Here is a 25,366-nt window from a genome sequence, read left to right on the forward strand (position 1 = left end):
CGAGACCCGTCCCCCGTGTGGCCGGTCTCAGCCGGCGTTCGCACCGTTGGCGCGACGGCCACCGAGGTAGGTCGTGACCCGGTAGGCATAGCCGGCCGGAGTGAGATAGAGGGCGTGACCGGTCGCCCCACGGGGGTCGCCGGGAGGCACCTCCACCCAGCCGAGGAGGACGGACCGCGGGGTCGGCACCCTCACCTCGGCGAGATTCGCTATCACCTCGGGGGCGATCGACACGGCGTGCAGCTCGAACTGCCCTGCGCTCTCCGACAGTTCGCTGTTCTCCGTCTGGGTACACGTTGCGATGCTCATGACTTCTCCTGGCGATCAGTTGGATTCCGGCGGCACCGGGGCTCCGAGCCCGTCCCGAAAGCCCCGGACTCATGAGGCCTTCGTCCTGCACCCGGCCGCCCGTCATCGACGGCAACCGACCGGCTCCAGGCTGTGACCACGATTGGGCTCAGCGTAAACGGGAGGTCAAGAGGGCCACTTGAACGGCCCAAGTCCCGTGAACCTTCCGGCCCGGCGGGTGCCGATGGGTTCCACCGTGCCGGAGCCATCCTGAAGCCGGCCTGAAGCAGCCTGAAGCCGCCTTCAGGTTCGGTCGGCACGGCTGTGTACGTACACGGATTGCACCGCCGAGCAGGTCCCGGAAACGACGGAACCCCCGTTGACGCTGGTCAACGAGGGTTCCGAAGGTGATGCAGCCGGTAGACCGTGTGGGACTCGAACCCACAACCAATGGATTAAAAGTCCCGCCAAGATCATGCCAGACACCCCCGGCCGCTCCTCGCCTGTCCCGTATTGCCTGATCAGCGAGGAGCGGCCAGTTGGCCAATCCGGCTCAGCACGACTCGTGTTGGCACGTCCGCTCACGCATCGCTCACGCATATGAGGCAGTGAGCTCTTTCAGCTGGGGCCCGGGAGGGTGAAGGTGCACCTGCCGTTGACGGTCACCCGACCAGCGGGATCGTCGTCCTCGCCGTCGGCGGCGATCAGGCCGTGTCACCTGATCGGTGGCCGCCCTGAAAGAGCTCAGTGAGCAAGGGAAATGCCTGCGAGCTCCAAGATGGCGTCCCGCCGAGTGGTGCAGCCGGTCAAGCTGGCGGAATCCCCAGGTAGGGCCCCCAATCGCCCTCAATGAAGGCCCGGTTGAGGCTCGCTGAGCCAAGGTCAGCGGCGATCGCTCGGTTGCCCGCAGCCACACGTACCGGGCGGCCCCGAAGCGAAGGCAGCGGACCTTGATCGACTACACCACGACAGGAACACGACCAGCTCCAGGACAGTCGGTGCGGGTATCCACGCTGGAGCGACATCTCCAACAGACGGTCAATCGACCTTCAAGAACTGTTCAAGAACGGTTACGCCCTCCCGAGGCGTCCCGACCCCCTGGTGGCCAACTCCCCGTTGCCATGCGCCTCGCAGGCACAAGCAGCTCCCGCCGTCTCGGCTACCAGACTGCGGTCTCACTATCCGAACTAGCCATTGCACGTGTCAGCACTACCCCAGCAAGATCGTCGCCTGTTTCCCCACCGTCAACTTGGCAGCCACCAAAGCCTGGTGGGGCGATGGATCAGTGCCTGCGGGCCACCAGCATCCGACGCCGACCCCGCCCGTGCTTGATACAGGGCCATGCCCTATTCATGCACTTCTGCGGCAGAGACCTTCTGGAACCATATGCACGACAGTGAGACCTCGATCCTCAAGAGGCCGGGAGAGACAACGGCGGAGTCGGTCTTCAACGCCCTCGTGAGAGCGGGCCACGGACACTTCACAGGGGTGCCGTGCTCCCTCCTAAAGGGGTTCTTCCGGATCCTGGAACGCCCCGACGCTCCCATCACTTACATTCCAGCGCCCCGTGAGGACAGCGCCCTAGGGGTGGCCTCTGGACTCGCGCTGTCGGGTGCCCACCCCGTAGTCCTCATGCAGAACTCCGGCCTCGGCTACTCACTCAACGTCCTCACTTCCTTCAACCTCATCTACGACGTCCACCTGCCGATCGTGGTCAGCTGGCGCGGCTACGAGGGCAAGGACGCTGTGGAGCACGATGTCATCGGACGCGAACTCACCCGGCTACTCGACGTGTTCGGGCTTCCCTGGACCGTGCTGGACAACGAGAACCCTGAGGACTCGGTAGAGGCATTCCTTAAGCAGTACGACTCCGGTCGGAGTACCGCCGTACTGATCGTCCGGGAAGGGATCTGAGCGTTGCTGGATATCCGTGACGCCCTAAGCGCGCTGCTGGAGCGCGAGTCCACCGCACTGACGGTGAGCACTTGCGGCTTCATCACGCGCGACGTGTACAACATCAGCGATCGCCCCAACCACTTCTATCTCGTCGGCTCCATGGGCATGGCCGCGCCGATTGGTCTCGGCATCGCGCTTGCCCACCCAGAGCGCCGCGTGCTGGTGCTGGACGGCGACGGTTCATTCGCCATGAACCCCGGCTGCCTGCCGATGATCGCCGAGCACCGGCCGAACCTGCTTCATGTAGTCCTCGACAACGGTGCGCACGAGAGCACCGGCGGCCAGCGCACTGTCGCCCTCGGCGATCCGGCGGCCATGGCCCTCGCGGCTGGTTACGGCGCCGCCCATACCGTGGACAGCCTCGACCAGTTGGCTGCCCTCGACCTGACGGGCGCACCCACGCTGCTGCGAATCCGCTGCAACCCGCGCAGTCACCCCGCCGGCAAGCGTGTGGAGCAGACACCACAGGAATTGGTGAAACGTTTCCGCGCCCAGCTGGCTGCGCCGGCTACACATCTGGAAGGGGCCGCGTGAGCGCGCATCAACCAAGCCCGGTGAACGTAACTGGCACGAACGGCGTCAAGCCGACCCTGCTCGACTGCACCCTGCGCGACGGCGGGAACCAGAACGACTGGCAGTTCACCGCCAGGGACGCCCACATGATCGTCAGTACCCTGGACGCCGCACGCATCGACATCATCGAGGTCGGCTACCGCGGCGGCTCCGGAAGTAAGGCCAGCGCGACCGCGGGGCCGTCAGCGCATTGCACGCCCGAGTACCTTGCGGCGCTACCCGCCGTCTCGCACGCCGAGTTGGCTGTCATGGTCGTCCCCACCGTGTGCCCAGTTCGGGCCATGGACGACCTGCCCGACAGCCCGGTGTCCATGGTGCGTATCGCCGCCTACCCGTGGAACATTGGCGGAGTTCCGGAGTACGTCCGCGCCGTGCGGGCGCTCGGCCTCAAGGTCGGCGTCAACCTGATGGCCGTCAGCTACACCACCAAAGAGCAACTGGCCGAGGTCGCGGAGGTCGTGGCGTCGGAGGAGCCGGACGTCTTCTACATCGCCGATTCCTTTGGCGCGCTCACCCCCGACGACGTCCGCTGGCGCATCGGTTTGCTGACCGAGCGGCTGGCGACACCACTGGGCATACACGCCCACAACAACCTGGGGCTGGCTGCGGCGAACGCGGTCGCTGGCCTCGACTCGGGCGTGAGCTGGCTGGACGCGTCGCTGTGCGCCATGGCCAGGGGCGCCGGAAACCTTGCCACTGAACAGGCTGCAGCCTTCCTCAACGCCTGGCCCAAATACGACACCCACGCCGATCTGCCCCTGGTATGCGAGGCCGCCGAGTACGTGGCTGAGCAGGTGCTGCCGCGTCCCATGACGGTGCGCCGGGCCGAGATCGCAGCTGGGATCAACGACCACCACTTCTACTTCCAAGACCGCATCGAGAAGATCAGCGCCCGCCACGGGCTCGACCCGTGGGAGGTCGGACGGCGGATCGGCACAGCACAGCCGCGAAATGTCCGCGACGAGACGGTCGAAGACGTGTGCCGGGAACTGGTCCGACAGAACAACGGAGGAGACGCATGACCGAGAGCCGATCACCCCAACAGAACGAGCGGACGCCGAGTGCGGCACAGCGGCTGCGCGCTGCACTCGCCACCCCACGGCTGACCCGTGCCATGGGTTCGCACAGCCCGCTCAGCGCACGGCTCGCAGAGGAGGCCGGATTCGACGTCGTCTGGTCGAGTGGACTGGAGATTTCCGCCACGGCCGGCGTGCCTGACGCCAACATCCTCGCCATGGGCGAGTGCCTCGACTCGGCAGCTGGTCTCGCGTCTGCTGTGGACATCCCCGTCCTCGCGGACTGCGACTCCGGGTTCGGAAATGTCAACAACGTCATCCACATGGTGCGCGCCTACGAGTCGCGCGGCATGGCCGGCGTGTGCATTGAGGACAAGCAGTTCCCGAAACTCAACAGCTTCATCGAAGGTAACCAGGACCTCGCCCCGCTGGACGACTTCGCGGGCAAGATCCGGGCTGCCACGGAAACTCGCACCGACATGGTCGTTGTCGCCCGGCTGGAAGCGCTGATCTCCGGGCAGGGAATGGCCGAGGCCCTGCGCCGTGCCGACGTCTATGAGCGGGCTGGGGCGGACGCGCTTCTCATCCACTCCAAGCGCAAGGACCCGGAGGAGGTCTTCGCCTTCCGCGAGGCATACCGCGGCCACCTCCCCGTGATCGTCGTACCGACGACCTACAACCAGGTCACTGTCGAGGAGCTGGAGCAGCGCGGCTTCGCGATGGCGATCTACGCCAACCAGGCGCTGCGCAGCTCGATCCGGGCTATGCGGGAAACCCTCACGCAGATCATGCGGGACGGCACCACCCGCAACGTGGAGCCCGACATCGCCCCGCTCAAGGAAATCTTCGACTTGCAGCGCATGCCTCAGATGCTGGAGCAGCAGGAGCGCTACGAGTCCGTGGGGCGCGAACTCGCGGAGGCCGCAAAGTGATCACCCACTCCACCGACCTGCGGCTGGACTTCCACGGCACCTTGCTCAACCTGGAGGTGGAGCCCGGAGCAGCCCCGGGTGTCGAGGACGCGCTGGCCTTCCTTGCCGGGCATCTGACCGCAGAGGAAGCAAAGCCCGACGAATCCGGCCGCAAGCCGGTCGCGACCTTGCGCGTGCACGCACCGGACTCGGAGCGGCTCGCGCCCCCGGCCGGGACCGCACAAGAGGACATCTATCTCCGCAAGAGCGCCAGCGAGTTCTTCACCGTGCCTGCCCGGCGGGCGGCCGTGGACAGCCGCGAGTACCTGGAGTGCACCAAGACCGGCAGTCGATTCGTCTTCGACCGCGCGTCCCGCGTGATCGACGTAACGCTCGGGGCCGACGGGCACATGGACCTCGTCGAGCTGGTGCGCGACCTGGTGTTGAAGCACCAGGAGAACGCAGGTGCCGCAGTGCTGCACGCCACCGCCGCCTATCGGGACGGTGCGGTCGTGCTGGTAACCGGCGCAAAGGGAGCTGGCAAGAGCACAGTACTGCTGGAGCTGGTCGAGCACTTCGGTTACCAGGTGCTCAGCGGTGACAAGACAGTGCTGCACGAGCTGGCCGACGGCTCGGTCGTCGCGGCCGGCTGGCCCGACTACCCGCACCTGGGCTACGGCACCGTCGTCAAGTACCCGGGCCTGAAGGAGATCGCCGGCCTCGGGGACGACTACGTGCCCGCCGAAGGTCACGCGTTCTCGCCGGTGGGGAAGTTCGCGGTGGACCCGCTGCCGTTCCGAGACCGCTTCCCCAGCGCCCCGTCCGGCGTGCGGGTGCCGGTCGCTGCGATCCTGCACCCGGCAATCGGCCCCGGCGATCACACCACGGTGGAGCCGCTGAGCGGCGACCGCCAGGAACACGCCGAAATGCTGCGCGCCAACGTGGAGTCGGCGTTCGACGGTGCCAACGCCGGCTGGCACCACTACCTTGATGACAACCGCGCCGCTTTCGCCGAGCAACGCATGCGCATCACCGACGTCTTGGCCGGTGTGCCCGCCTGGACACTGACCGGGCCGGGCGATCTGACCGCCGAGAACGTTCCGGCGGCGATCGGCGGGTCCGCAGGGATATCCCGGTGATCGAACTGACGGTGGAGAGCACCGGCCTCAACTCCCACTACGACCTCACCGACCAGATCGCCGCCGCTCTTCAGGAGCACGGCGCGGGCGAGGGCCTCGCCGGGGTGTTCGCACACGGCAGCTCCATCGGGCTCACCGTGATGCGCTATGAGCCGGGCGCAGTGCAGGACCTGCTGCGCACTCTGGAGCGGATCGCGCCGGAGTCTCCAGCCGACGGCGGTCGCTATTTGCACGAGCTGACCACCGCCGACCCCAACGGCTTTTCCCACTTGAAGTCGTCCCTGCTTGGCACCAGTCTGCTCGTCCCCTTCCGGGACGACCTCCTCGCCATGTCGCCGAGCCACCGCGTGGTGCTCTTCGATTTCGACCTCAAGCCCGCTACCCGCCGTGTCTTCATCGACGCCCCGCGGGCAACGGCAACCCCCCTCCCGGACAACCGAGCTAAGGAGAACAGCCGGTGAAGCTGCGGCTTGCCACACCCGGACCCACCGAAGTACCGCAGCGACTGCTGCTGGCGGGGGCCCGCGAGATCATCCACCACCGCTCCACCGAGATGGAGCAGCTGATCCACGAGATCAGCGGCGGCCTGCCCCCGCTGTTCGGCACCAGTGCCCCCGTCTACACCATCGCCTCCTCCGGAACCGGCGCGATGGAGGCCGCGGTCGCCAACTGCTTCTCGCCCGGCGACGAGGTACTGGTCGTCTCCAACGGCTACTTCGGCGAGCGTTTCCAGGCGATCTGCACGTCCTACGGTCTCGTCGTGCGCGTCGTCGAGAGCGACTGGGGCACCAGCGCCGACCCTGAGCGGGTGGTGGCCGCCTACCGCGAACACCCCGATATCCGAGGCGCGTTCGTCGTCTACAGCGAGACCTCCACCGGTGCGCTCAACGACGTCGAATCGATCGGACGGATCTTTCGCGACACCGACGTGGTCGTGGTCGTCGACGCCATCAGCGGCCTGCTGGTTCACCCGCTGGAGATGGACGCGTGGGGCCTGGACGTGGTCCTCGCCGCCTCGCACAAGGGCTTCATGCTGCCGCCGGGGCTTGCCTTCGTCGCCCTGTCCGACAAGGCGTGGACGGCGGTCGAGCGGTCCAGCGGTCCGAACTACTACTGGTCGTTCAAGCGTCTGCGCCACTTCTACCCGATGTCGTCCTCGTCCCCGGCGGTGTCCCTGCTGCTCGCCCTGCATGAGTCCCTGAAGATGCTGGACGAGGAGGGCATGGACGCTTTCCGTAGGCGCCATGCCGTCTTGGGCTTGGCAGCCGAGCGCGGACTGCTGCAACTCGGGTTCAGCACGTTTGTGCAGGCCCCGCACCGGCGCAGCCACGTCATCACCTCGGCCCTCGCACCCGAGGGCATCGATACCGGTCAACTGCTGAAGACGCTTTCCTCTTCGTACGGTCTCACGATGACCGGCGGCCAGGCACACCTCAAGGGGAAGCTCATCCGGGTCGGGCACGTGGGCGCGGCCGACGCCCTCGACCTGAGCGGAATCTTCGGTGCCCTGGAAATGGCCCTGCTGGACCTGGGCCACACATTCACGCCGGGCTCCGGCGTAGGAGAGATCATCCGTACGTTCCACGAGGAAGGCCGCTGATGCTCGTCCTGTTCCAGCGAGAGACCTGCCCGGACTGTAAGCCGGTACGCGAACTGCTCACCAAACTCCAGGTTTCCTACATCAACATCAATGTGCCCAAACCTCGTGAGGAACGGCACGAACTGATCCGCACCACGGGCAGCAAGTTCATCCCGGCCCTGGTGGACGGTGCCACCGTCATCCCGGGCAAGCTTCGGGAGAACGCCGACATCATCGACTACCTCATGAAGCGCTTCGGCGACCCTGACGCGGTGGCTCCGGAGAACGCCGTAGATGCGCAACCGGAGCACGTGGCATGACCTTCGGGCAGCAGGCGCCCGCGACACCGCGTATCGCGGTGCTCGCGGGCACCCCCCAACTGGTGCGCACGGCAAGCGCGTTGGGTATCGACACCGTCTTCGCATACGACGAGACGCACCCCGCGCCGCCGACGGCCGCGGAGGCCGGAGTGTCCCTCGCCGTGGACCTGACGGACACCGACGCACTGCACGCGGCCCTAGCCCCACTGCATGCCGAACGCCCCTTCACGCGGGTTCTGTCGCTCACCGAGCGCGGTCTGCTGCCCACCGCCGCAGTTGCCGAGAGACTCGGCCTGCCCGGAAACTCGCTTCACGCCGTAAGCCTCCTGCGAGACAAGCAACGCATGCGGGAGCTCCTCAATGCCCGCGGCATCAGCCCCGTACACACCGACGCCCCGCGTGCCGCAGCCGAGCTCGCCGCATTCTGCCGTGCGACCGGCGGACCGGTCATCCTCAAACCCGCTGCCGGCTCCGCCAGCCAGGCCGTCTTCCGGGTGTCCGGACCCGAGGCGGCCGAGGAAGTCTGGCGAGCTTTCGAGTCAGCGGGCGGCAACCGGCCGATCGCCGAGGAGTATCTCGACGGGCCTGAGATCAGCGTGGAGAGTTTCTCCTACGGGGGGAAGCACACCGTGCTGATGGTGACCGACAAACTGGTGGGCACCGCGTTCGTGGAGACCGGGCACACCCAGCCGAGCACCCTGCCCGCGCACGTAGTGAACGAGGTCGCCGTGCTCGTGCGGGCCTTCCTCGACACCGTGGGCCTGACCGAGGGCCCCGCCCACACCGAAGTCAAGGTCACCAAGAAGGGCCCACGGATCCTGGAGTCGCACAACCGCATCGGAGGCGACAAGATCCGTGAACTGCTGTTCCGGACATGCGGATTGGACGTAGTGGCTCTCACTGCAGGCTGCCCACTCGGCCTGCTGGATCCGCCCACCGAGTCGCCGACCGCCCGCCGGGGAGCTGCAATCCGCTTCCTCACCCCGTCGCCCGGCACAGTCCGACACATCGCCCTGCCCGACGTCGACGGCACCACGGCAAAGATCCGGCTGGATGTCTCAGTCGGTGACCAGGTCCACCCGGTGCGCAGCTCGCGCGACCGCGCCGGTTACGTCATCGCCGACGGCACTGACGCTGCCGACGCCGCCCGCGTCAGCGAGGAGCTCGCGGACCGGGTGCTGATCGAAACGGGTGAGTGACAGCAATGCGGTATGCCGTCGTGACCGACATACACGGGGACACCTCACACTTGCGGACCGTCCTTGCGGAGATCCGCAAGCAGGGAGTGGACCAAGTGATCTGCCTCGGCGACGTCTTCGAGTGCCGGATCGGCAAACGGGAGGTGGCCGGGTACACGTACAACGGCAAAATCGCCGATGTCTTCAGCGCGGACCCCGAACTCGCTGTGCTCCTCGACGGGGTACGGCTCGTACGAGGTAACCAGGAGGAGCGGATCCGCGCCGTCGTGCCCGACCCTGACCTGCCCGACTGGACCCGCCCTCTGCTCGACGCGCCTTTGGAGCACCTCACCGATTTCGCTCTGTACTGCCACGGCCATCCGCTGCCGTGGCGGGAACTGGAGCCAGGACGGTGGTGCCCAGCCGACGCGGACTTCCCCAGGCGGGCACTGGTGCATGGCCACCATCACAGGAGCGCCCTGTACCGGCTGTGGCCCGTCAACACCGGGCCAGTGCAGATAGAACACATACCCATGCGGTTCGGGGATCCAGTCTCGCTCGCGTCGGACGGCCGCTATGTCGTCAACGTGGGATCCGTCACTCGCTGCGACCTGGAACGCGGCCCCTTCCCAGTCTGGGCCGACATCAATGAGGCCGCTGGCACTGTCACTTACCACCACGCATCGCACCCCCCGGAGAATCAGTGACCCGGCAAATAATCTTGCTCAACTCGGACAAGCCCGAGGTCCTCGACGCCCTGGCCCGCCGCCCCGACGTAACCGTCCGCGTCATCACCCGGAAGGTGTACGCCGGCCTATACCGCGGCCACGAGGTGGCGTACGTCGACAGCTTCGCCGACCTGACTCAGGTCGCACGGGCAGCGTACGAACTTGCCGCGCACGGACCTATCGATCATGTCGTCGCCGCCACAGAGAAGAGCGTGGTGGCAGCCGGGCTGGTCCGTGTTCTGCTCGGCGTGCCTGGGTCAGGCTTCGACCAGTCTCTGTGGGGCTCCCACAAGCGGGCGATGAAGGACAAGCTGCGTGCCTCCGGTCTCCCGGTGACCGATCATGTCCAGGCCACCACGGTCGACGGGGTACTTCAAGCGGCCGGACAGATCGGCTGGCCCGTCGTGATCAAGCCGGTGTTCGGCGCCGCCTCGAAGGCCACCTATCACGTCGACTCTCCCGAGGAGTTCGCCGAACGGCACCGGGCCGGCGACTTCGCCGACCTCGCAGACACGCAGCTCCCGGTTCAGGTGGAGCGGCTGGTGCGGTTCACGCACGAGTACCACTGCGACGGAGTCGTCCACGACGGCAAGGTGGTCCGCGCTGCCGTCTCCCGCTATTTCCTCCCGCCGCTGCGTACCTCGGCGAGCCTGCGCAGCGGCTACATAGCCGATCAGACGGCCCCATTCTCGCGTGAAGTCCTGTACCTGCACCACCAGGTGGTCGCAGCACTCGGGTTGCCTGCGGGGGTCACGCACATGGAGGTGTTCCGCACCAACGCAGGCCCGGTCATCGGCGAGGTGGCCGTACGGCCGGGCGGCTTGGGTCTCTCCAGGATGTGGTGGCACGCCTTCGGGGTGGACCTGTGGGAAGAGTTCGCTCGAGTCTCGACTGGTGAATTGCCCTCTGTGCCCACCAACGATCCGTCCCCTGGGACGATCGGCCGCATCCGCCTGCCCGCGCTGCCCGGCCTGCGGGACCGGGTGTTGGCCCTCCCCGGTGTGCTGGAAGTGCTGACGTCCGAGGAAGGCGTAAGTGCTGGACACATACAGGCGTACTTCAGGGCCGCGAACGAGGCAGCCGCAGAAGCGTTCATCGCACGGCTGCACGAGTCGGAGGTACCCGCGGCGTGACGACGTCTGCTCCGGGCCGGGTGCATGCCCTGTTCAGTACCTGTCTGCCCGCACCTGGCCAAAACCGGCTGCTCGCCGTTTCCTGGCTGGTCAAAACCGTCGGCAGTGGCCTCTACTTGACCACCAGCACCCTTTTCTTCACCCGGGTTGTCGGACTGCCCGTGCACCAGGTCGCTACCGGCCTCACTGCTGCCGGCATCGTGGCGCTTGTCGGTTCCGTACCACTGGGCAGACTGGCGGACCAGTTCGGTCCTCGGCGGACCTACGCCGCGCTGCTCGGCATCCAGTTCGCGACGATGGCCGCGCTTGCCCTCGCCCGCACCTTCGCGGCATTCGTGGCACTGACCATGATCTTCCTTGTCGCAGAGCAAGGCAGCACCGCGGCTCGCGGCGCGCTGATAGCCACGGTCGGGGAGGGCGCCGAACGGGTGCGTTTGCGGGCCTATCTGCGAGTGGTGACCAACGTCGGCATCACCATCGGAGCGGCAGCCTCGGCGCTGGTCATTCAGGCCGACACAGAGGTCGGCTACACGACCCTGCTGTGGTGCACTGCACTGACATACCCGGGTGCGGCAGTGCCGCTGTGGTGGCTGCCAGCGCGTAAGACCCGGCCGGCCGGCAGTGCCGCGCGCTCCGGTTCCGGCTGGCAGGTTCTGCGTGATCGGCGGTACGCAGCCGTCACCCTGATCTGCGGTGTGTTGTCTCTCCAAGCGCAGGTGCTGTCATTCGCCGTACCGCTGTGGGTACTCCAGCACACTGAGGCACCGCCGATACTGGTGTCGGGCATTGTCGCCGTCAATACGGTGATGGTGATCTGCATGCAGATGCGGTTCAGCCGCGGTGCCGAAGACAACGGCCGAGCCGCCCGGATGTGCCGCAATGCCGGGATCTCCTTGTTCGCCGCGTGCGCGCTGATGGCGTGTACCGCTGGGACGGGCGGCTGGTCTGCGACGGTAGTGCTGCTGCTGTTCGCCGCTGCTCTCACGCTGGGTGAACTGTGGCTGTCAGCAGGCACGTTCGGGCTAAGCTTTGCACTTGCGCCGGACGGCATGCACGGGCAGTACCTGGGCTTCTTCTCTCTAGGGCGCGGTGCCGCCAACGCCGTCGCCCCGTCCCTGATCGCGGTTCTCTGCCTGGGAACTCACCCACAGGAAGGATGGATTGCACTCGGCGTCGTATTCGCGGCTGCCGGAGCAATGACTCCCCTGGTCATACGGCACGCAAGCGTGAGACCCGGGATCGATTCCCAGCTTCGCCCATAGCCCTTCTGGTCCCTTCCTTCGTGCCACGTTGCGTACTGAACTGAACCCTCGGTCGCGTGCGCCCCTTCGAACCGATGGCTCATGCTCTGGCGGTGTGGCCGCCCCGCACCCCCAGCGACGCGGCCTCCCCCTCCCACGCCTGCCGACACCGTCCGCCGTGGCGCGGGCCCGTCCGAAGCCCAGCACTGCGCGGCAGCCGCCGCCATATTGACGTCACGCGCGGCAGGACCGCGCCGAGGCCCATTTACGGCACGAGTCGACCGCGAAGCTGCCCTGGCGCCGAGGTGCTGTCGTGCGGTCGGTTCAGTCCCAGGTGAGGCTGCGCCCTGAGGGGCCGATGTGAAGATGCAGCTTCTCGGACGGAGGCTCCCCCGCCGCCTTCCAGTCCTCAATGCTCTCGGTGATCTTGTCCCACAGTCGCTCAGGGCCGCTCTGTCGGGCCATCCATCGGCCGCCGGCCTGGAAGACCGTCGCCCAGGCACCGGACGCCACGTCCAGGAGCAGGTGTTCCGCGCGGCCATCGCGCTCGAGAACGAGGTATTGGGCGTTCGGGGCCGCGAACTGGGCGATGAAACGGGGCGTCCAGTCGTCCAGCACGCTCGCGCCCATCGCGGTCGGCTCCATCTCGGTCGCTCGCAGGTTGGGCAGGAGGCCGAGCGGTGGCGGGAGGTGGGCACGCGCGAGCATGAAGGACACCTGCCCGCCGAGGACGGGGCCGCTCGCTGTGCCGTCCTCGGACACGGTGAGGCGGACCAGTTCGGATGCGTGCATCCACCCGCCGACCGTCACCAGGATTTCCCCGCCTGGCTTGGTCTGTTCGATCCAGGCAGTGGGGACGGTGTGCACACCGCAGGTGGCGATGATCCGGTCGTACGGGCCCCCGTCTGCGTGTCCGGCGAGGCCGTCCCCGGCTACCTGCAGCGGCCGGTATCCGATGCCTGCCAGTGCCGTAGCGGCGCGTGCGGAGATCTCCGGATCGACCTCTACCGTGGTCACGTTCTCCTCGCCAACAACCCGTGCCAGAAGGGCTGTTGAGTATCCGGTTCCGGTGCCGATCTCCAGGATCCGCATGCCTTGCGTCACGTGCAGTTCTTCCAGCATGCGCACCACGAGGCTCGGCAGGGTAGAGGAGGAGGTGGGGGCAGCGGCGATACGGCCGTCCAACTGTTCGGGGAAGACTGCTCCAGCTACCTGGGTGACCAGGGTGGTGTCCTCGTAGATCGCGGCAAGTCCACCGTCGGCGGCCGGGGTTACGGGCCGGTACCAGCCGCCTCCCTCGTGCTCGAACCAGCCGCGGGAAAGGAATGCCTCGCGGGGGACCGAGGCGACGGCGTTCTGCCATGCGGGGGTGCGCAGGGCTCCGGATTTGGTGATCCTCTGGACCAGTTCGGCGCGCAGGCGCTCGGAGGTGGGGTGGTCAGTCACGTGGGGGCTCTCCGTTCTCCAGGAGGTCGGCAATGGCTGTGGTGATGGGGAGGGCTGCTGCCGCTTCGAGCCATGCCCATTGGCCGTTGGGGTTGCACTCCAGGAACCACCAGGTGCCGTCCACGGTCACGGCGAAGTCGAAGGCCCCGAAGCTGAGACCGAAGTGCGCCAGGAACTGAAGGAGTGCGCTCCTGACCTCCGGCGAGCAAGGCACAGCTTTGTAGCGGAGGTTCCGGTACTCCGCGCGCCAGTCCACGACGCCGGGCGGGGACGTGATCTGGGCGCAGAACACTTCGGTGCCCACGACGACTGCACGTACGTCCGCCACCTTGGGTACCTGCGCCTGGAACAGGTGGGCGCAGTGGCCCACGGTCTCATCAATCTCGCCGGGTTCCACCGGTGCCGCCCAGATACCGGCGGGCTCTCCGTCCACCTCGTACGCGGCGGCGTGCAGCGGCTTGTAGATCGTCGGCTGTGCGGCGGTGAACGACTTGGCTTCTGCCGGGTCACTGGTGATCAGCGTCGCGGGTACGGTGAGTCCGGCCCGGCAGGCAGTCGCCAACTGGGCGGGCTTGTATTCGGCCCGTGCGATCGCCATGGGGTGGCTCAGGTACAGGCAGCCGGACAGCGCGCCGAGGATCCCGCCCAGGCCCCGCCGGTTCTCCCGTGCGGCGAACATGGCGTCCTGAGTGTCGTCGGCCGGGGCGTAGAGGTTCGGCCGGCGATGGTAGAGCGCGCGCACTCCGCCGAGGTCTGCGGTGCGTCCCTCCGCGCTCAGGGTTCCGGTCCAGCCGCTCGGCCCCAGGCGGGCGCGGAGTACAGCCGGGCCAGGGAAGTCCCGTCCAGGGTCGATCCGCAGGACGGGCACCTGGCGACGGTTGAGCTCATGGATGACCAGATCAGCGGTCGCGTCTTCGTTCTGGGTGGAGATCAGCACCGGGCGCCTGTCCATGGTCACTGGCCGTCGTCCGTCTCGTCCTGTTCTGCGTCGTGGCCGGTGTCGGGGTCGAGTTTCCCGTCCTTGCTCACCTGCGTCGGCGGGTAGGTGTTGACCGAGGTGCCGTGCTTGCCGAACTCCACCGGGAGCATCTGCCCGTCCCCTCCGATCCACCGGCCGGTCTGCGTCCGTGGGTCAAGTCCCGAGTAATGCCAGGGTGTTGCCTCGCCGTTGCTGAGCGGGGCCATGCGCTGCATGCCCCAAGGGGTGGTCGTCTGGTGGGCGGGCTGCTGGTGCAAAGTGCCTCTTCGGTTGGGATGGAGAGTGCTGTGAACCCGGCCTCGGCGTGGTCCTGCCGGGACATTGCCGCCGGGGCCGGGCGCCTGGACCCGTCTCCTGTCGGGGCCGCTCATCGCGGTGGGGGAGCCATGGCGGAGACCTCCCGGCAGGAGACGGGGATCATGGGGGTGTGGAGGCGAGCCCTGCGCCGATGACGAACCCGCAGGTAGCCGAGATCGCGATGATGAGCAGCAGCCCTGCGTAGCGGCCCACGTAGGCTGCCAATCGCCTCATGGCCGGACCTCCGCATACGGGTTGCCCCGCCGGGGCTCCACGCGCCAGAACGTCTCTGTGAGGAGCTTGAAACCGCGGTGGCCAGGGTTGCGTCCGGTGTGGTCCAGGGCCCATGTCTGCGATGGGTTGCCGTCGTTGTCGGCGGCCGGGGACTCGGCCTGACACGTCATGCATGTCATTTGGAAGATCGCTACGGGAACGCCTTCACGGTTGTCGCCGCTGAGGGTCCATTCCGCGTGGGCCTGGAACGCGCGGGTACTCATGCCCGGCCCCCGTTGCGGCTGCGGGCATTCGCCTCTGCGACACGGGCGCTCAACAGCTCGGACATGCCAACCGGCTCGACCTGTTCGGGCTTCGCGTCCCACTCCTTGCCGCCGTTGACGGGTCGGAGCTGAACGTACGGTCCTCCGTGCCCTCTCACTTCACCGACGCGTCCCGTGGCACCGTCGCGGACGACCTCTCCGACAGGGAGTGCGCTCACGCGATCCGCCTCCCCGGCCCGCCGATGACCACAATTCGCCGCGTCGCCGCTCTTGGCTCGTCCCGCTCCTCCGTCATCGCCTCTGGTCCCCTCGCTTGGCTGGATCGCATACGAAGAGCTAACCCCCACCGCCCCCAGGGCGGGTAGCTTGGAAAGGAGGCCGGGGCATTAATGCCATTAACGCTGGCGGGAGTTGGTAATGGCGGATCGTGCGCGCACCCCCAATACAGGACTCAGGAGCCTGCTTGACCAGGCGAATTGGTCCGAGCGGCAACTCGCACAACAGGTGAACCGGCTCGGCACCGAGATCGGACTGAAGCTCACCTACCAACAGCCTGCGGTGGCCCACTGGCTCAATGGTGCGCAGCCGCGAGAGCAGGTCAGGCCGCTGATTCTGGCCGCGTTCGAACGGAAACTCGGCCGCCCCGTCACCCATGCCGAGGCCGGGCTCACGTCACCCGCCACTGCGGAATCGGATGACACTGTCGAGGAACTGATCGACCTCACAAGGGCGGACATGGACCCAACCCGTCGCAAGGTGGTGACGGCCGGCATCTTCAGTGCGGCGTTAGTGGTGCCTCTCTTCGAGAGCCTGGCCGCGCACGCCGACGAACCGGTCTACCCAGGCAAGAAGACCGTACGCATCGGTGAGGCCCAGGTCCGCGCCGTACGCACAATGACCGACCGGATCGCCGACATCCTCGACGAGCTCGGCGCAGGCCACGCACGTCCCATGGCGGCCGCGTTCCTGACCAACACCGTCGGCCCATGGCTCAAGGCCGAAGCCTCGCAGCAGGTCCGCAAAGACATGCTCGCCGCGGCATCCGACCTCGTGTACCTCACCGGCTGGATGGCCATGTACGAGCGGGCCCACGGTCTCGGTCAGACCTACTACGTCAAGGCCCTGCGCCTGGCCGCCGACGCGGAGGACCACGTCACCTACTGCCGCACCCTGCGCGGGATGAGCCTTCAGGCATCCAACCTCCGACACGGCCAACTGGCCCTGAATCTCGCCGACTCCGCCGCGGAGGCCGCCCCCTCGGCCGGTCCGCGCCTGGTGGCCTTCCTCCGCGGCCAGCAGGCCCACGCCGAGGCCATGGTGGGCAACAAAACCGCGGCGTTCTCCAGGCTGCGGGAGACCGAGGAAGCCCTGTCCAAGGCGGACAACCGGCGCGATGCGATCGGCGGATACGACAAGACCGCCTACCTGTTCCACGTCTCGCACGTACTGAACGAGACCGGGGATCTGCCCGGCTCGATCAAGGCACTGCAGAACTCGCTGCGCATCCAGGCCCCCAACGAGCGGCAAGGCCGCGTCCACGCCTACGCCGTACTCGCTCAACGCCAGTACGAACACGGACACCTGGACGCGGCATGCTCCTCGTGGGGCCGCTTCCTCGACGAGTACGAACACATCTCATCGGCACGCGGAGACGAGCACTTCGACACCATGCGCAAGAGGCTGCGCACACACTCCACCGTGCGCTCAGTACGGGAACTGGCAGGCCGGGCACACGAGGTCGCCACCCTCAAGAACTGAAATGGGGCCCGAGCCCTCAGCCGACCCGCCAGCCCCCGCCCGCTCCTCAGCGCTTCCGATGCTGCTGAGCGACCTCTCCCACAGTGGCCAAGGGTGATTGCTCGTCCCGCTGCGGCTGTCGGGAGAACCCGGCCGCCATGGTCGAGCGTTGGCGGGCGGCTTCGGCTCGCCGGTTGGTTGCAGCGTTGTGGCCGGTGTGCTGGATGCGGGTGATCAAGACACGGGCGGGTTGGCGGGCTGTGACCAACTCGCGCTGCGCTGCCGCCTCCTTGAGGAGTCGGTGGGGTTCATGGCCGCGGCCCTCGGCATCGGCGAGGACCGTGGCGAGCGCGGGCCAAGCGGAATCAGCGAGGATTCGCTCAGCCTGGTCGGGGATGGCATTGCGTACGTCACTGGCCAGGGTGAGGCGGGCCTGCTCCCTGGGCGAGCGGACTTCGAGTTCGGCGAGCACCGGCAGGAGAGCGCTGTCGGCAGCAGCCTGGAGGTGGTGGACGGCTTGGCGGGCGGCGTCTGCCTGCTGGGCGTGTCCCTTGGCCTCGTGCCAGCGTCCGGCGAGGATCGCGGCCCAGACGAGGGCTGCGACCAAAGCGGCCAGGGCGCTGCCGTCGGGGCCGGTGGCCGTGTGCACGATGTCGCGGGCCGCACGGCGCAGAGTGCCGGCGGCGCGGTCTTCCGCCCGTATCCGAGATCGCTCAGCGCGGGCGAACACCCGTGCAGCGGCATGGAGTTCTGCACGCTGATGAGTTGGTGCCCGTTGGGCAGTGGCTTCGATGAGTTCACCGAGAGCGGCGATCTGGGCCTGGGCCGACGCGTCCCCTCCGTCGCCTGTGCCGGTTTCGGTGAGGCCGGTGTGGAAGGCGTCGAGGGCGTCGGTGGCCTGCCGCCAGGGAGTGGTCGGCTGGTTGCGGCGGGCGGTGGGGTGCTCTTCGGGTACGACGCTTTCCAGTCGGGTCTTGAGTTTGGGCAGGGAGAGGTCGGGGGCGATCTTCCCGCCGGGGTGGTAGATCTGCTCGCCGGCCTTGTTGACGTCGCCGGGTCGGCCGACGGCGTATCCGAGGAGGTCTCCGGACGGGCCGCGCCTGGACTTGACGGCGATGCCCTCGGCTTCGAGGTAGGCGAGGAGTTCCTCGGCGCTGCGGGCGTGCGGGATGGCGGCTCGGATGCCGGCCTCCAGCCACTGCCTGCTGGGCTGTTCCCAGCCCAGGCGCTCGGCCTTGTGCATTTCCGCTTGGGTGGGGCGGCGGGCGGCGGTGCGGTCGCCCTGCTTCAACTGCCTTAGCCCGTAGTCCTTTTCGATCTGGCGGCAGGCGTCGCCGACGCGGATGCCGCTGTCGTGAAGTTTGGGGCGGCGGCCGTCCTCGCGGACGGTTGTGGCCAGGATGTGGATGTGGTCGTCCGCGTGGCGTACGGCGATCCATCGGCAGGCCAGGTCGTCCCCGGGCGGGGCAATACCGGCGGCTTCGACGATGCGCTGGGCGATCTCGCCCCACTCCGTGTCGGAGAGGTGGCGGTCCTCGGGTGCGGCGCGCACGGGACAGTGCCAGACATGGTCGGTGACCTTCTGGCCGAACTCGCTGTTCCGTAGGCGTACGGGTGCGTCGAGGTGGCGGCCGAGCTGGGTGAGGGTGGCGTTCTCGTCGCGGCCGGGGTCGGGCATGCCGAGCATCGCGAAGGCGGCGACGAGGTGCGGGTCGAGGTGTTCGTCCTGGCGGCCGGGGCCGTAGAGGTAGGCGAGCAGACCACGGGTGTTGGACCCGGCCCGTTTGATGGCGGCGATCATGCGGCGGCCTCTCCTTCGTCTGGTACGGCGGGCTCGCGCAGGGCCTCGGCGATCAGTTCCAGCAGTTGCTGGAGTTCGGTCAGGTGCTGGCGGATGTCAGGTGGGGTGAGGTCGCTGTTGAGGGCGCGGGCGATCTGGTTGACGTTCACGCCGATCCGGTTGAGCTGGCGCAGCACCTGCGCGCGGAAATGGTGGGTGCGGCGACGCTCCTCGGACAGGGGCAGGTTGGCGGTGAACCGGCCGTCGATGAAGGCGAGGACGATGTCGGCGGCGAGGCCGGAGTCGCCCTTGTAGCCATGCTCGGCGGCGGCCTCCTGCAGGCGGGTGTGCTCGTCTGCGGTGAAGCGCAGGGGGCCGACGCGAGCGGTGCGCTTGGTGCCGGTGAAGCGGCGGATCGTCGGCTGGGCGCTCTTCACGGTCGGCTCGCCGGCCACGGCAACGTCTTCACGTGTGGGGCGGAGGATCTCGTGCTGGACGGTGTGGAGCGTGTCCGGGTCGGGGCCGCCCCCAGCCCCGACCTCTGGGTCCGGCGCCCCCTGGCGCTGGGCCGTCTCCGCCACCCCCGGGGCGGAGACCCCCGAAGACCGGCCATGAGTCGGACTCGGGGTACTACTGGCTCCGCCAGGAGCCGCCCGTCCCAACGCCCGCCGCAAACGCTCCTTCAGCGTTGGGGACTTCGTGAGCTGCAACGACTCTTCGGAGGCGTCTCGAGGGTGGTGCAGGTCGTGCGGCATGAGCGGCTCTCCGGAAGAGGCAGGGCGAGCGGGCGGCTCGACGGGGAACGTCTGGGAATCGTTCGGCTGACCGCCACCCCATCCACAGGTGTGGACAGTCGGGCGGGGTGTGGGTCGGTGACCGGAGCCGGGTGGCCGGAAGAGGTTCCGCCCACCCGGTCGGGTTCCGGTCAGGCGTTGGCCGGATGGGTCTCGGCGGCGTTTTCGAATTCCGGCCGGAGGATGTTCATCACCTCGGTCAGCCGCTTGCTGCCGATCGTGAGCCCTTTGACCTCAACTGCCTTGCGGACGACGGCGCGAGTGAGCTTGCCCTGCTCGGCTACCGCGACTCGGCCAGTCTCGACGAGTACCTCCAGCGGGGCACCGGGCGGACGACCTCCCCGCGGCCTGCCCTGCGCAACGTCCGTTGATGATTCCGGGCGCTGGGCGGATACCTCGGCTGGCAGCCCGCTGGGCTGGACGCGCTCAACCTGCTGGGTGAGCACGGTGACCGGCGGTTTCGGTACCTGGACCGAAGCAGGCTCCGCGCTGCTGACGGAGCGGTCGACCAACCGGTGGATCTGGCCCATGAGCACGCTGAAGGCAAGCAACGCAGCGGTCGGCGGCACCGCAGCCACCACGTAATCGAGCAGCGGTACGTCGCGACCGTGACCGGTGCCGTTGACTCCAGCTACGTTCAACGCGATGGAGCCGAGCGATCCGGTCGCGGTCAGCGCGACCGCCGACATGTCGCCCTCCCCGCGCAGGCCCGCGTGGAGCATGAGGAGTTCGCCCGCGACGATGAACGCGTCCAGCGTTGCGGGCCAGGCCCACTGGCGTATCGGGGATCCGCCCAGTCCGTGCTGGCCGGCCACGTCGGCAAGGTGCGCGTAGGACAGCCAGAACGCTCCGGCCGTCAGGGCAACGATCACGATTCCCGCCGTGATGAGCACGAACTGTTCGGCAGCATGCCTGGTCACCTGCGGCCTTCGTGTGCCGGGCCGCTTGCGTGAAAACTTGCGACGTATCCGGTGGAGACGAGAAGTGAGTTTCAAGCGGGCTACTCCTGGGGGTGCTGTGGGGGCGTCTTGGCCGTCTTGGCCGTTGCAAGCGCAGGTCAGCGCGGGTACGGCAACCGGCATGGCGCTCCGTCCCGGCGAACGCCGCCACCGTCTTGTCCCGGGTAGGAACTAGAAGCGGCGCGTCCTGGGTCGGTCCGGCCCGGGGCAGGCCGTGTTCCGAGTCGGAACACAAGCGATGCGTCTTCCGTCCCGACCAGCGGGGCTGTGAGCTGCGGCGATACGGCAAGGACGCGTGGGACGTCGCAAGACGGGTACGGGCGTCGTCTTGGCGGCAGGACGCGGCTGATGATCGTGTTGCCGTCTTGGGCCCGGCTGCCGTCTTGCGCGCACCCTGTCTGACCTGCGAGATCACGGCAGGGACGGCAAGGACGGCAAGGACGGCAACCGGGAGGAGTGCGGGCTCAGCCCTCGCTGAGGCCAGCAGGTCTGCTGTCCCGACTCGGGACACGCGGTTTGTCCCCAGTCGGGACGGGCCGGTTGTCCCTGGTCGGGACAGGCGGGGTGTTCACTGGGTGAACGGTGGGGCAGTAGCGGCGCCAGGGGTCGAGGAACTTGTTGCGCATGTAGCCCTTGCGCTGCGTTCCGTCGGCGATGCGGACGTTGCCGGACTTGATGCCGTACTCGCGCAGCAACCCGCTGAGATCACGCGCGTCCAGTCCCCTGCGGCCCCACTCCGCCCACGGGCTCTCGGCGTCCTGGCGCAGGAGGAAGAGGAGCTCCTCGGTGGTCAGGCTCTCCGGCTCGCCTCGGCCCGCGTAGATCCGGCGGATGTCCGCGAGGATCCGCGCCCCGCTGGGGTGGTCCTCCTCGGCCGCCACCTCGGCAGCGACCATCCGCGCACACGCGATCCGCGCCCTGCGGGGCCACGCACCGCCCGCGAGGTCGGCGACGATCACCAGAGGCTCCCAGGTGTCGGCGGCCCGGTCCTCCACCGGCAGGTCCGGCTCCAGGCTCGCCGCCGCCTCCAGCAGCGGCCCGGCCCACGCGTGAATCCGGTCGCGCAGCTCGTGCAGGCCCGGGATGTCCCGGCGGGAGCGGAACGGCTTGACCTTCTCGCCCTCGGCCCGGCGCCGCATACGGATCACCACCGCCCGGTCCATGATCGTGTCGGGCAGGTCGCCGATCCCCGCGATCGCCGCCATCGCGAAGGTGGCGAACTTGTGCGGGGTGTGGTCGTTGCCCACGACTCGGGTCACGTAACGGCCCCGCTGGTGACCGGCGTTGAGCAGGCCGCGCGTCTCCTCGTTCTTCTCCGCGACCTTCGGACCGAAGATCGTGTCCGCCTCGTCGACCAGCAGCGTCGGCGGGTCGTCCTCGGTGATCGAGCGGAAGATCGCCGCCGGTGTGGTGTTGATGGTCAGCATCGGCTCGTGCACGATCTCGACCAGCACGTCCAGCAGCCGCGACTTGCCGCACCGCTTGGCCGGACCGACCACCGCCAGGCGCGGTGCGTGCTGCCACGCACGCTGCAGATGCGTCGCCGCCGCCCACAGCGTCACCGCATCCAGCGCCTCCGGTGACGGCAGAATCACGAACTTCGCTATCTCCGCCCGCAGTTCATCCAGCAGCGCGGAGCCAGGTGTCGCCACCGCATCGGGCATCGCCTCCAGCCCGCCCGGCGCGGCTTCCTCCCCGGCGCCGGCGGCAGGCTCGGTACGGTCGTCGTTCGCCGCCTGTCCCCCAGCGTCGCGCAGGTGCGCGCCGGGCTGGCCGGGGATGGCCGTGGTCGGCCAGAGAGCCTGGGCAGGTGCGGAATGAGGCTCGGGTGTGGCAGGTTGCATGGAGCAGCTCCTCTTCCGGCGGCTTGGGGCATGCAGGCCCGAGCCGCGCAGGGCGTTCGTGGGATTACGGGCGATGAGGCGTTCGGAGCCTCCGACGTTGGCGCGTCGGGGGCTCACTCTTTTCTCGCGGGCACTCGGGCACCGCGAGGGACCACGGACAGTACGGTCACACCCGCCCGCAGTCCAGCGTTTCTGTGTCAGCTCAGCGCAGAAGCAGCTGCTATGCGAACGCCCGCTCATGCGGCAAGGCCCAACAAGGCCAACAGATCTGCGGTCACCACCCGGTAGGCGTTGCCCAGCCGCAGCACCTTGCACGGGTACAGGCCGCGCTTGGCGAGCTCGTAGCCCTTGCTCCGCCCCAGACCCAGCGCCCGATTGCCGGTCTCCAGGTCAACGGCCACCGGCAGCGCCAGCAGCTCCTCCCGCGTCATGCCCTTTGCCTGCTCGCCGAGTTCGTTCTCGTGCACGCGCGCTCCGTCCATCGCACAGCTCTCGGCGAACACGGTGATCGCGTCCGTCTCCAAGCCGTGGAATCAACGTTAGGAACGCTAATGTGTCTCCATGACACAACGCCGTTCCGACCATGGATACGAGACGGAAGACGACGACGACTTCCTCGAATGGGAGGACCACGTCATGGCCACCGTGGCCGGCGAGGTCCGCAGACGACGGAAGGAACTGCGGTGGAGCGCCCAGGACCTGGCCGACCGGTGCGAGGAGATCGGCTACCCGATCCCCCGCAACGTGCTCGCCAACATGGAATCCGGCCGCCGCGCCACCCTGCCCCTGGTCGAAATCATGGTGCTCGCCAAGGCCCTGCGCATGACCCCTATCGCGCTGATCTACCCCGTCGGCTATGTCCCCGAGGTCCGCCCATTCCCCTACGAAGACCCCATGCCGACCTGGGACGTACTGCAGTGGTTCACCGGCGACAGCCCGGACTTCGGCGTCGAGGACTCCATGATCGATCACTTCCACGCCCACGCCCTTGAACTGCGCGCGGCCGAGGTCGCCGCCCAGAGCGAGGACTACGAACGCTGGAAGGTCAGGACCGCCGCCAACCGCGTCCACCGAGAAGCAGCCGAACGCGCGTTGGCCCGCTACACCGACCAAGCCGCCAAGGCCAGGCACGCACTGCGCGAACACCGCAACGCGATCCGGAACGAAGGCGGGACCCCACCCCACCTCCCCGCAAGCCTCTGTGACATCGACCCACCCGAAACCGACCACGACACCGAGGAGATTGATCTTTGAAGGGTTCCACTCACCGCCGCTGCTATTGCCGCGACGCGGATACGGGCAAGCCGCTCGGCAAAACGTGCCCCAGGCTCTCCAGCCGCAAGCACGGCTCATACTCCATACGCCAGGAACTCCCGCCCCGCGAGGACGGCAGTCGCCGCGCATTCAACCGCGCCGGCTACGAGAGCCTCAAGGACGCCCAGAACGACCTCGACCATGTCCGCGCCCTGATCGGTCTCGCCGACTCCGACGACGCCGATGGCATCGCGCGAATAGCCGACCTGCTGGACCAAATCACAGCAGACAAAGCCCCGTTGCCGGGCATCGAAGAGACCCGCCGCCGCTTCAAGGCGGGCCTCGACCTTCACGGCAGTATCACCGTCGGCGAGTGGCTCGACATGTGGTTCGCCGCGAAGAAGCGACGGAAGACCACACTCAACGGGTACGCATCGCACCTTCGCGTCCACCTGAAGCCGCGTATCGGTCACATACGTCTCGACCGGCTCAGCGTCGGCCACCTGGTGGAAATGTTCGACGCGATCGCCGACCAGAACGAGGTGATCGCAGCCGAGAACGCGGCTCGCCACGAGCAGATCGCACGCTGCAAGCCCAGCAAGCCGGGTCGGCCCGTCGCCGCGGAGCGCGCTCGACTGGCCGCCGAGCGGGCGGCGCTCGCCGAGATGAAGCCCTTCCGGAAGCAGAACGGCCCAGCCACCTGGCAGGCCATCCGCCGTACGCTGCGCACCGCGCTGAACTCCGCGATCGCCCAGCAGCTCATCACGTTCAATCCGGCGGCCCATGTCGAGCTCGCCTCGGGCAAGCGGCCGAAGCCTCAGCTGTGGACGGACGAGCGGGTCCGCCGGTGGCGTGAAACCGGTCAGGTGCCGGGCGGGGTCATGGTGTGGACCCCAGCCCAGTTCGGCGCCTTCCTCGACGCGGCCGAGGGCGACCGGCTGTACGCCTTCTTCCACCTCGTCGGCACCCGCGGCCTCCGTCGCGGTGAAGGCGTCGGCCAGGAGTGGACCGACGTCGACCTCGACGCCGGACAGATCACGCCGGCAAAGGAGATCACCGTCGACGGCTGGGACGTCTACGAGTCCGAGCCGAAGACCGACGGCAGCGCGAACACCATCGCGCTGGACAGCCTAAACGTCGCCGTCCTGCGCGCCCACAAAGCCCGCCAGAACAAGGAACGTCTCGCCTGGGGCACGGCATGGAAGGACACCGGCAAGGTCTTCACCCAGGAGGACGGCTCATGGCTCCACCCCGAGACCGTCTCCGAGACCTTCCGCCGCATCCTGGCGACCACGGATCTGCCGCCCATCACCCTTCGCGATCTCCGCCACGTCGCGGCGACGCTCACGCACGGAGGCGGCGGCGACCTCCATGCCGTGAAGGAAACGCTTCGGCACTCGACGATCGTGCTCACCTCGGACACGTACACGAGCCTGCTCCCCGAGCTCGACCGGGAGATCGCCGAGAAGGCCGCGAGCCTCGTCCCTCGTGCTCGTCCGTCCGCTGTTGTCCATGGGGATACCGGCACATCCGCTCACGCATCGCTCACGCATGAGCCCGGAAATACAGAAACGCCCCGACCGGATAAGTCCGGCCGAGACGCTTCCTAGCAGGTCAGAGGGGGTTTAACCCTCCTGCTCTTGGTAGACCGTGTGGGACTCGAACCCACAACCAATGGATTAAAAGTCCACTGCTCTGCCAATTGAGCTAACGGTCC

Annotated in this window: 24 protein-coding genes and 1 tRNA gene; 15 read left to right on the forward strand and 10 right to left on the reverse strand. The window is 67.8% G+C overall.

Annotated elements, in window-relative coordinates; translation table 11 throughout:
- Positions 1 to 27: 27 nt before the first annotated feature.
- On the reverse strand, positions 28 to 309 hold the full coding sequence (locus NBY69_RS35065) for a hypothetical protein (RefSeq protein ID WP_250306254.1): 282 nt from the start codon (positions 307 to 309) through the stop codon (positions 28 to 30).
- Between the two features lie 1,365 nt (positions 310 to 1,674).
- Between NBY69_RS35065 and NBY69_RS35070 the strand changes: the two genes are divergently transcribed.
- From NBY69_RS35070 to NBY69_RS35125, 12 genes are read left to right on the forward strand one after another with little or no spacing between them, the layout of a single operon-like run.
- Positions 1,675 to 2,202, forward strand: a complete 528-nt coding sequence (locus NBY69_RS35070) for a thiamine pyrophosphate-binding protein (RefSeq protein ID WP_250306256.1) — start codon at positions 1,675 to 1,677, stop codon at positions 2,200 to 2,202.
- 3 nt (positions 2,203 to 2,205) lie between these two features.
- Positions 2,206 to 2,778, forward strand: coding sequence for a thiamine pyrophosphate-dependent enzyme (locus tag NBY69_RS35075; RefSeq protein ID WP_250306257.1), 573 nt, complete (start codon positions 2,206 to 2,208; stop codon positions 2,776 to 2,778).
- On the forward strand, positions 2,775 to 3,839 hold the full coding sequence (locus tag NBY69_RS35080) for a hypothetical protein (protein ID WP_250306258.1): 1,065 nt from the start codon (positions 2,775 to 2,777) through the stop codon (positions 3,837 to 3,839). Before NBY69_RS35075 ends, NBY69_RS35080 begins: the two co-directional genes overlap by 4 nt.
- A complete protein-coding gene (locus tag NBY69_RS35085) occupies positions 3,836 to 4,765 on the forward strand; it encodes an isocitrate lyase/phosphoenolpyruvate mutase family protein (RefSeq protein ID WP_250306259.1) in 930 nt (309 codons plus the stop codon). Before NBY69_RS35080 ends, NBY69_RS35085 begins: the two co-directional genes overlap by 4 nt.
- The gene (locus NBY69_RS35090; RefSeq protein WP_250306260.1) at positions 4,762 to 5,883 is read left to right on the forward strand and encodes a hypothetical protein; all 1,122 of its coding nucleotides are present in this window, start codon (positions 4,762 to 4,764) and stop codon (positions 5,881 to 5,883) included. Before NBY69_RS35085 ends, NBY69_RS35090 begins: the two co-directional genes overlap by 4 nt.
- Positions 5,880 to 6,344 (forward strand): YjbQ family protein, encoded by a 465-nt coding sequence (locus tag NBY69_RS35095; RefSeq protein ID WP_250306261.1) that lies wholly within the window; start codon positions 5,880 to 5,882, stop codon positions 6,342 to 6,344. The genes NBY69_RS35090 and NBY69_RS35095 overlap by 4 nt, the downstream gene beginning before the upstream one ends.
- Positions 6,341 to 7,483 carry an alanine--glyoxylate aminotransferase family protein gene (locus tag NBY69_RS35100; protein WP_250306263.1) on the forward strand — a complete coding sequence of 381 codons (1,143 nt, stop codon included), beginning with the start codon at positions 6,341 to 6,343 and terminating at the stop codon, positions 7,481 to 7,483. The genes NBY69_RS35095 and NBY69_RS35100 overlap by 4 nt, the downstream gene beginning before the upstream one ends.
- On the forward strand, positions 7,483 to 7,782 hold the full coding sequence (locus NBY69_RS35105; RefSeq protein ID WP_250306265.1) for a glutaredoxin domain-containing protein: 300 nt from the start codon (positions 7,483 to 7,485) through the stop codon (positions 7,780 to 7,782). The genes NBY69_RS35100 and NBY69_RS35105 overlap by 1 nt, the downstream gene beginning before the upstream one ends.
- On the forward strand, positions 7,779 to 8,981 hold the full coding sequence (locus tag NBY69_RS35110) for an ATP-grasp domain-containing protein (protein WP_250306267.1): 1,203 nt from the start codon (positions 7,779 to 7,781) through the stop codon (positions 8,979 to 8,981). Before NBY69_RS35105 ends, NBY69_RS35110 begins: the two co-directional genes overlap by 4 nt.
- 5 nt (positions 8,982 to 8,986) lie before the next feature.
- Positions 8,987 to 9,667 (forward strand): metallophosphoesterase, encoded by a 681-nt coding sequence (locus NBY69_RS35115; protein WP_284350193.1) that lies wholly within the window; start codon positions 8,987 to 8,989, stop codon positions 9,665 to 9,667.
- Entirely contained in the window at positions 9,664 to 10,821 is a 1,158-nt protein-coding gene (locus tag NBY69_RS35120) for an acetyl-CoA carboxylase biotin carboxylase subunit family protein (RefSeq protein ID WP_250306271.1), read from the forward strand. Before NBY69_RS35115 ends, NBY69_RS35120 begins: the two co-directional genes overlap by 4 nt.
- Positions 10,818 to 12,083, forward strand: a complete 1,266-nt coding sequence (locus tag NBY69_RS35125; protein ID WP_250306272.1) for an MFS transporter — start codon at positions 10,818 to 10,820, stop codon at positions 12,081 to 12,083. Before NBY69_RS35120 ends, NBY69_RS35125 begins: the two co-directional genes overlap by 4 nt.
- A gap of 303 nt (positions 12,084 to 12,386) precedes the next feature.
- Here the strand turns inward: NBY69_RS35125 and tgmC are convergent, their stop codons facing one another.
- From tgmC to tgmA, 3 genes are read right to left on the reverse strand one after another with little or no spacing between them, the layout of a single operon-like run.
- Positions 12,387 to 13,508 (reverse strand): ATP-grasp peptide maturase system methyltransferase, encoded by a 1,122-nt coding sequence (gene tgmC / locus NBY69_RS35130; protein ID WP_250306273.1) that lies wholly within the window; start codon positions 13,506 to 13,508, stop codon positions 12,387 to 12,389.
- On the reverse strand, positions 13,501 to 14,460 hold the full coding sequence (gene tgmB / locus NBY69_RS35135) for an ATP-grasp ribosomal peptide maturase (protein WP_250306369.1): 960 nt from the start codon (positions 14,458 to 14,460) through the stop codon (positions 13,501 to 13,503). Before tgmB ends, tgmC begins: the two co-directional genes overlap by 8 nt.
- 2 nt (positions 14,461 to 14,462) lie before the next feature.
- A complete protein-coding gene (gene tgmA, locus NBY69_RS35140) occupies positions 14,463 to 14,744 on the reverse strand; it encodes a putative ATP-grasp-modified RiPP (RefSeq protein ID WP_250306274.1) in 282 nt (93 codons plus the stop codon).
- Positions 14,745 to 15,698: 954 nt separating this feature from the next.
- On the opposite strand from tgmA, the gene NBY69_RS35150 reads away from it, so the two are divergent.
- Positions 15,699 to 17,039, forward strand: a complete 1,341-nt coding sequence (locus NBY69_RS35150) for a hypothetical protein (protein WP_250306276.1) — start codon at positions 15,699 to 15,701, stop codon at positions 17,037 to 17,039.
- Between the two features lie 46 nt (positions 17,040 to 17,085).
- Here the strand turns inward: NBY69_RS35150 and NBY69_RS35155 are convergent, their stop codons facing one another.
- The 5 genes from NBY69_RS35155 to NBY69_RS35175 all read right to left on the reverse strand — a co-directional run bounded on the left by NBY69_RS35155 (position 17,086) and on the right by NBY69_RS35175 (position 22,877).
- Positions 17,086 to 18,819: a relaxase/mobilization nuclease domain-containing protein gene (locus NBY69_RS35155; protein WP_250306278.1), complete on the reverse strand. Its 1,734-nt coding sequence runs from the start codon at positions 18,817 to 18,819 to the stop codon at positions 17,086 to 17,088.
- Positions 18,816 to 19,253 carry a MobC family plasmid mobilization relaxosome protein gene (locus tag NBY69_RS35160; protein ID WP_250306280.1) on the reverse strand — a complete coding sequence of 146 codons (438 nt, stop codon included), beginning with the start codon at positions 19,251 to 19,253 and terminating at the stop codon, positions 18,816 to 18,818. The genes NBY69_RS35155 and NBY69_RS35160 overlap by 4 nt, the downstream gene beginning before the upstream one ends.
- Positions 19,254 to 19,723: 470 nt before the next feature.
- Complete coding sequence (locus NBY69_RS35165; RefSeq protein WP_374211374.1) at positions 19,724 to 20,587, reverse strand: DUF2637 domain-containing protein; 864 nt, start codon at positions 20,585 to 20,587, stop codon at positions 19,724 to 19,726.
- Between the two features lie 428 nt (positions 20,588 to 21,015).
- Positions 21,016 to 22,395 (reverse strand): DUF3631 domain-containing protein, encoded by a 1,380-nt coding sequence (locus tag NBY69_RS35170; RefSeq protein ID WP_250306282.1) that lies wholly within the window; start codon positions 22,393 to 22,395, stop codon positions 21,016 to 21,018.
- A 236-nt stretch (positions 22,396 to 22,631) separates the two neighbouring features.
- Positions 22,632 to 22,877, reverse strand: coding sequence for a hypothetical protein (locus NBY69_RS35175; RefSeq protein WP_250306371.1), 246 nt, complete (start codon positions 22,875 to 22,877; stop codon positions 22,632 to 22,634).
- 79 nt (positions 22,878 to 22,956) lie between these two features.
- On the opposite strand from NBY69_RS35175, the gene NBY69_RS35180 reads away from it, so the two are divergent.
- On the forward strand, positions 22,957 to 23,649 hold the full coding sequence (locus tag NBY69_RS35180) for a helix-turn-helix domain-containing protein (protein ID WP_250306283.1): 693 nt from the start codon (positions 22,957 to 22,959) through the stop codon (positions 23,647 to 23,649).
- Entirely contained in the window at positions 23,646 to 25,259 is a 1,614-nt protein-coding gene (gene xerC, locus NBY69_RS35185; protein WP_250306284.1) for a tyrosine recombinase XerC, read from the forward strand. Before NBY69_RS35180 ends, xerC begins: the two co-directional genes overlap by 4 nt.
- 31 nt (positions 25,260 to 25,290) lie before the next feature.
- Here xerC and NBY69_RS35190 read toward each other — a convergent pair.
- Positions 25,291 to 25,366, reverse strand: a tRNA-Lys gene (locus NBY69_RS35190).

The organism is Streptomyces sp. A 4/2, assembly GCF_940670765.1.
In the GTDB taxonomy this organism is placed as follows: Bacteria; Actinomycetota; Actinomycetes; order Streptomycetales; family Streptomycetaceae; genus Streptomyces.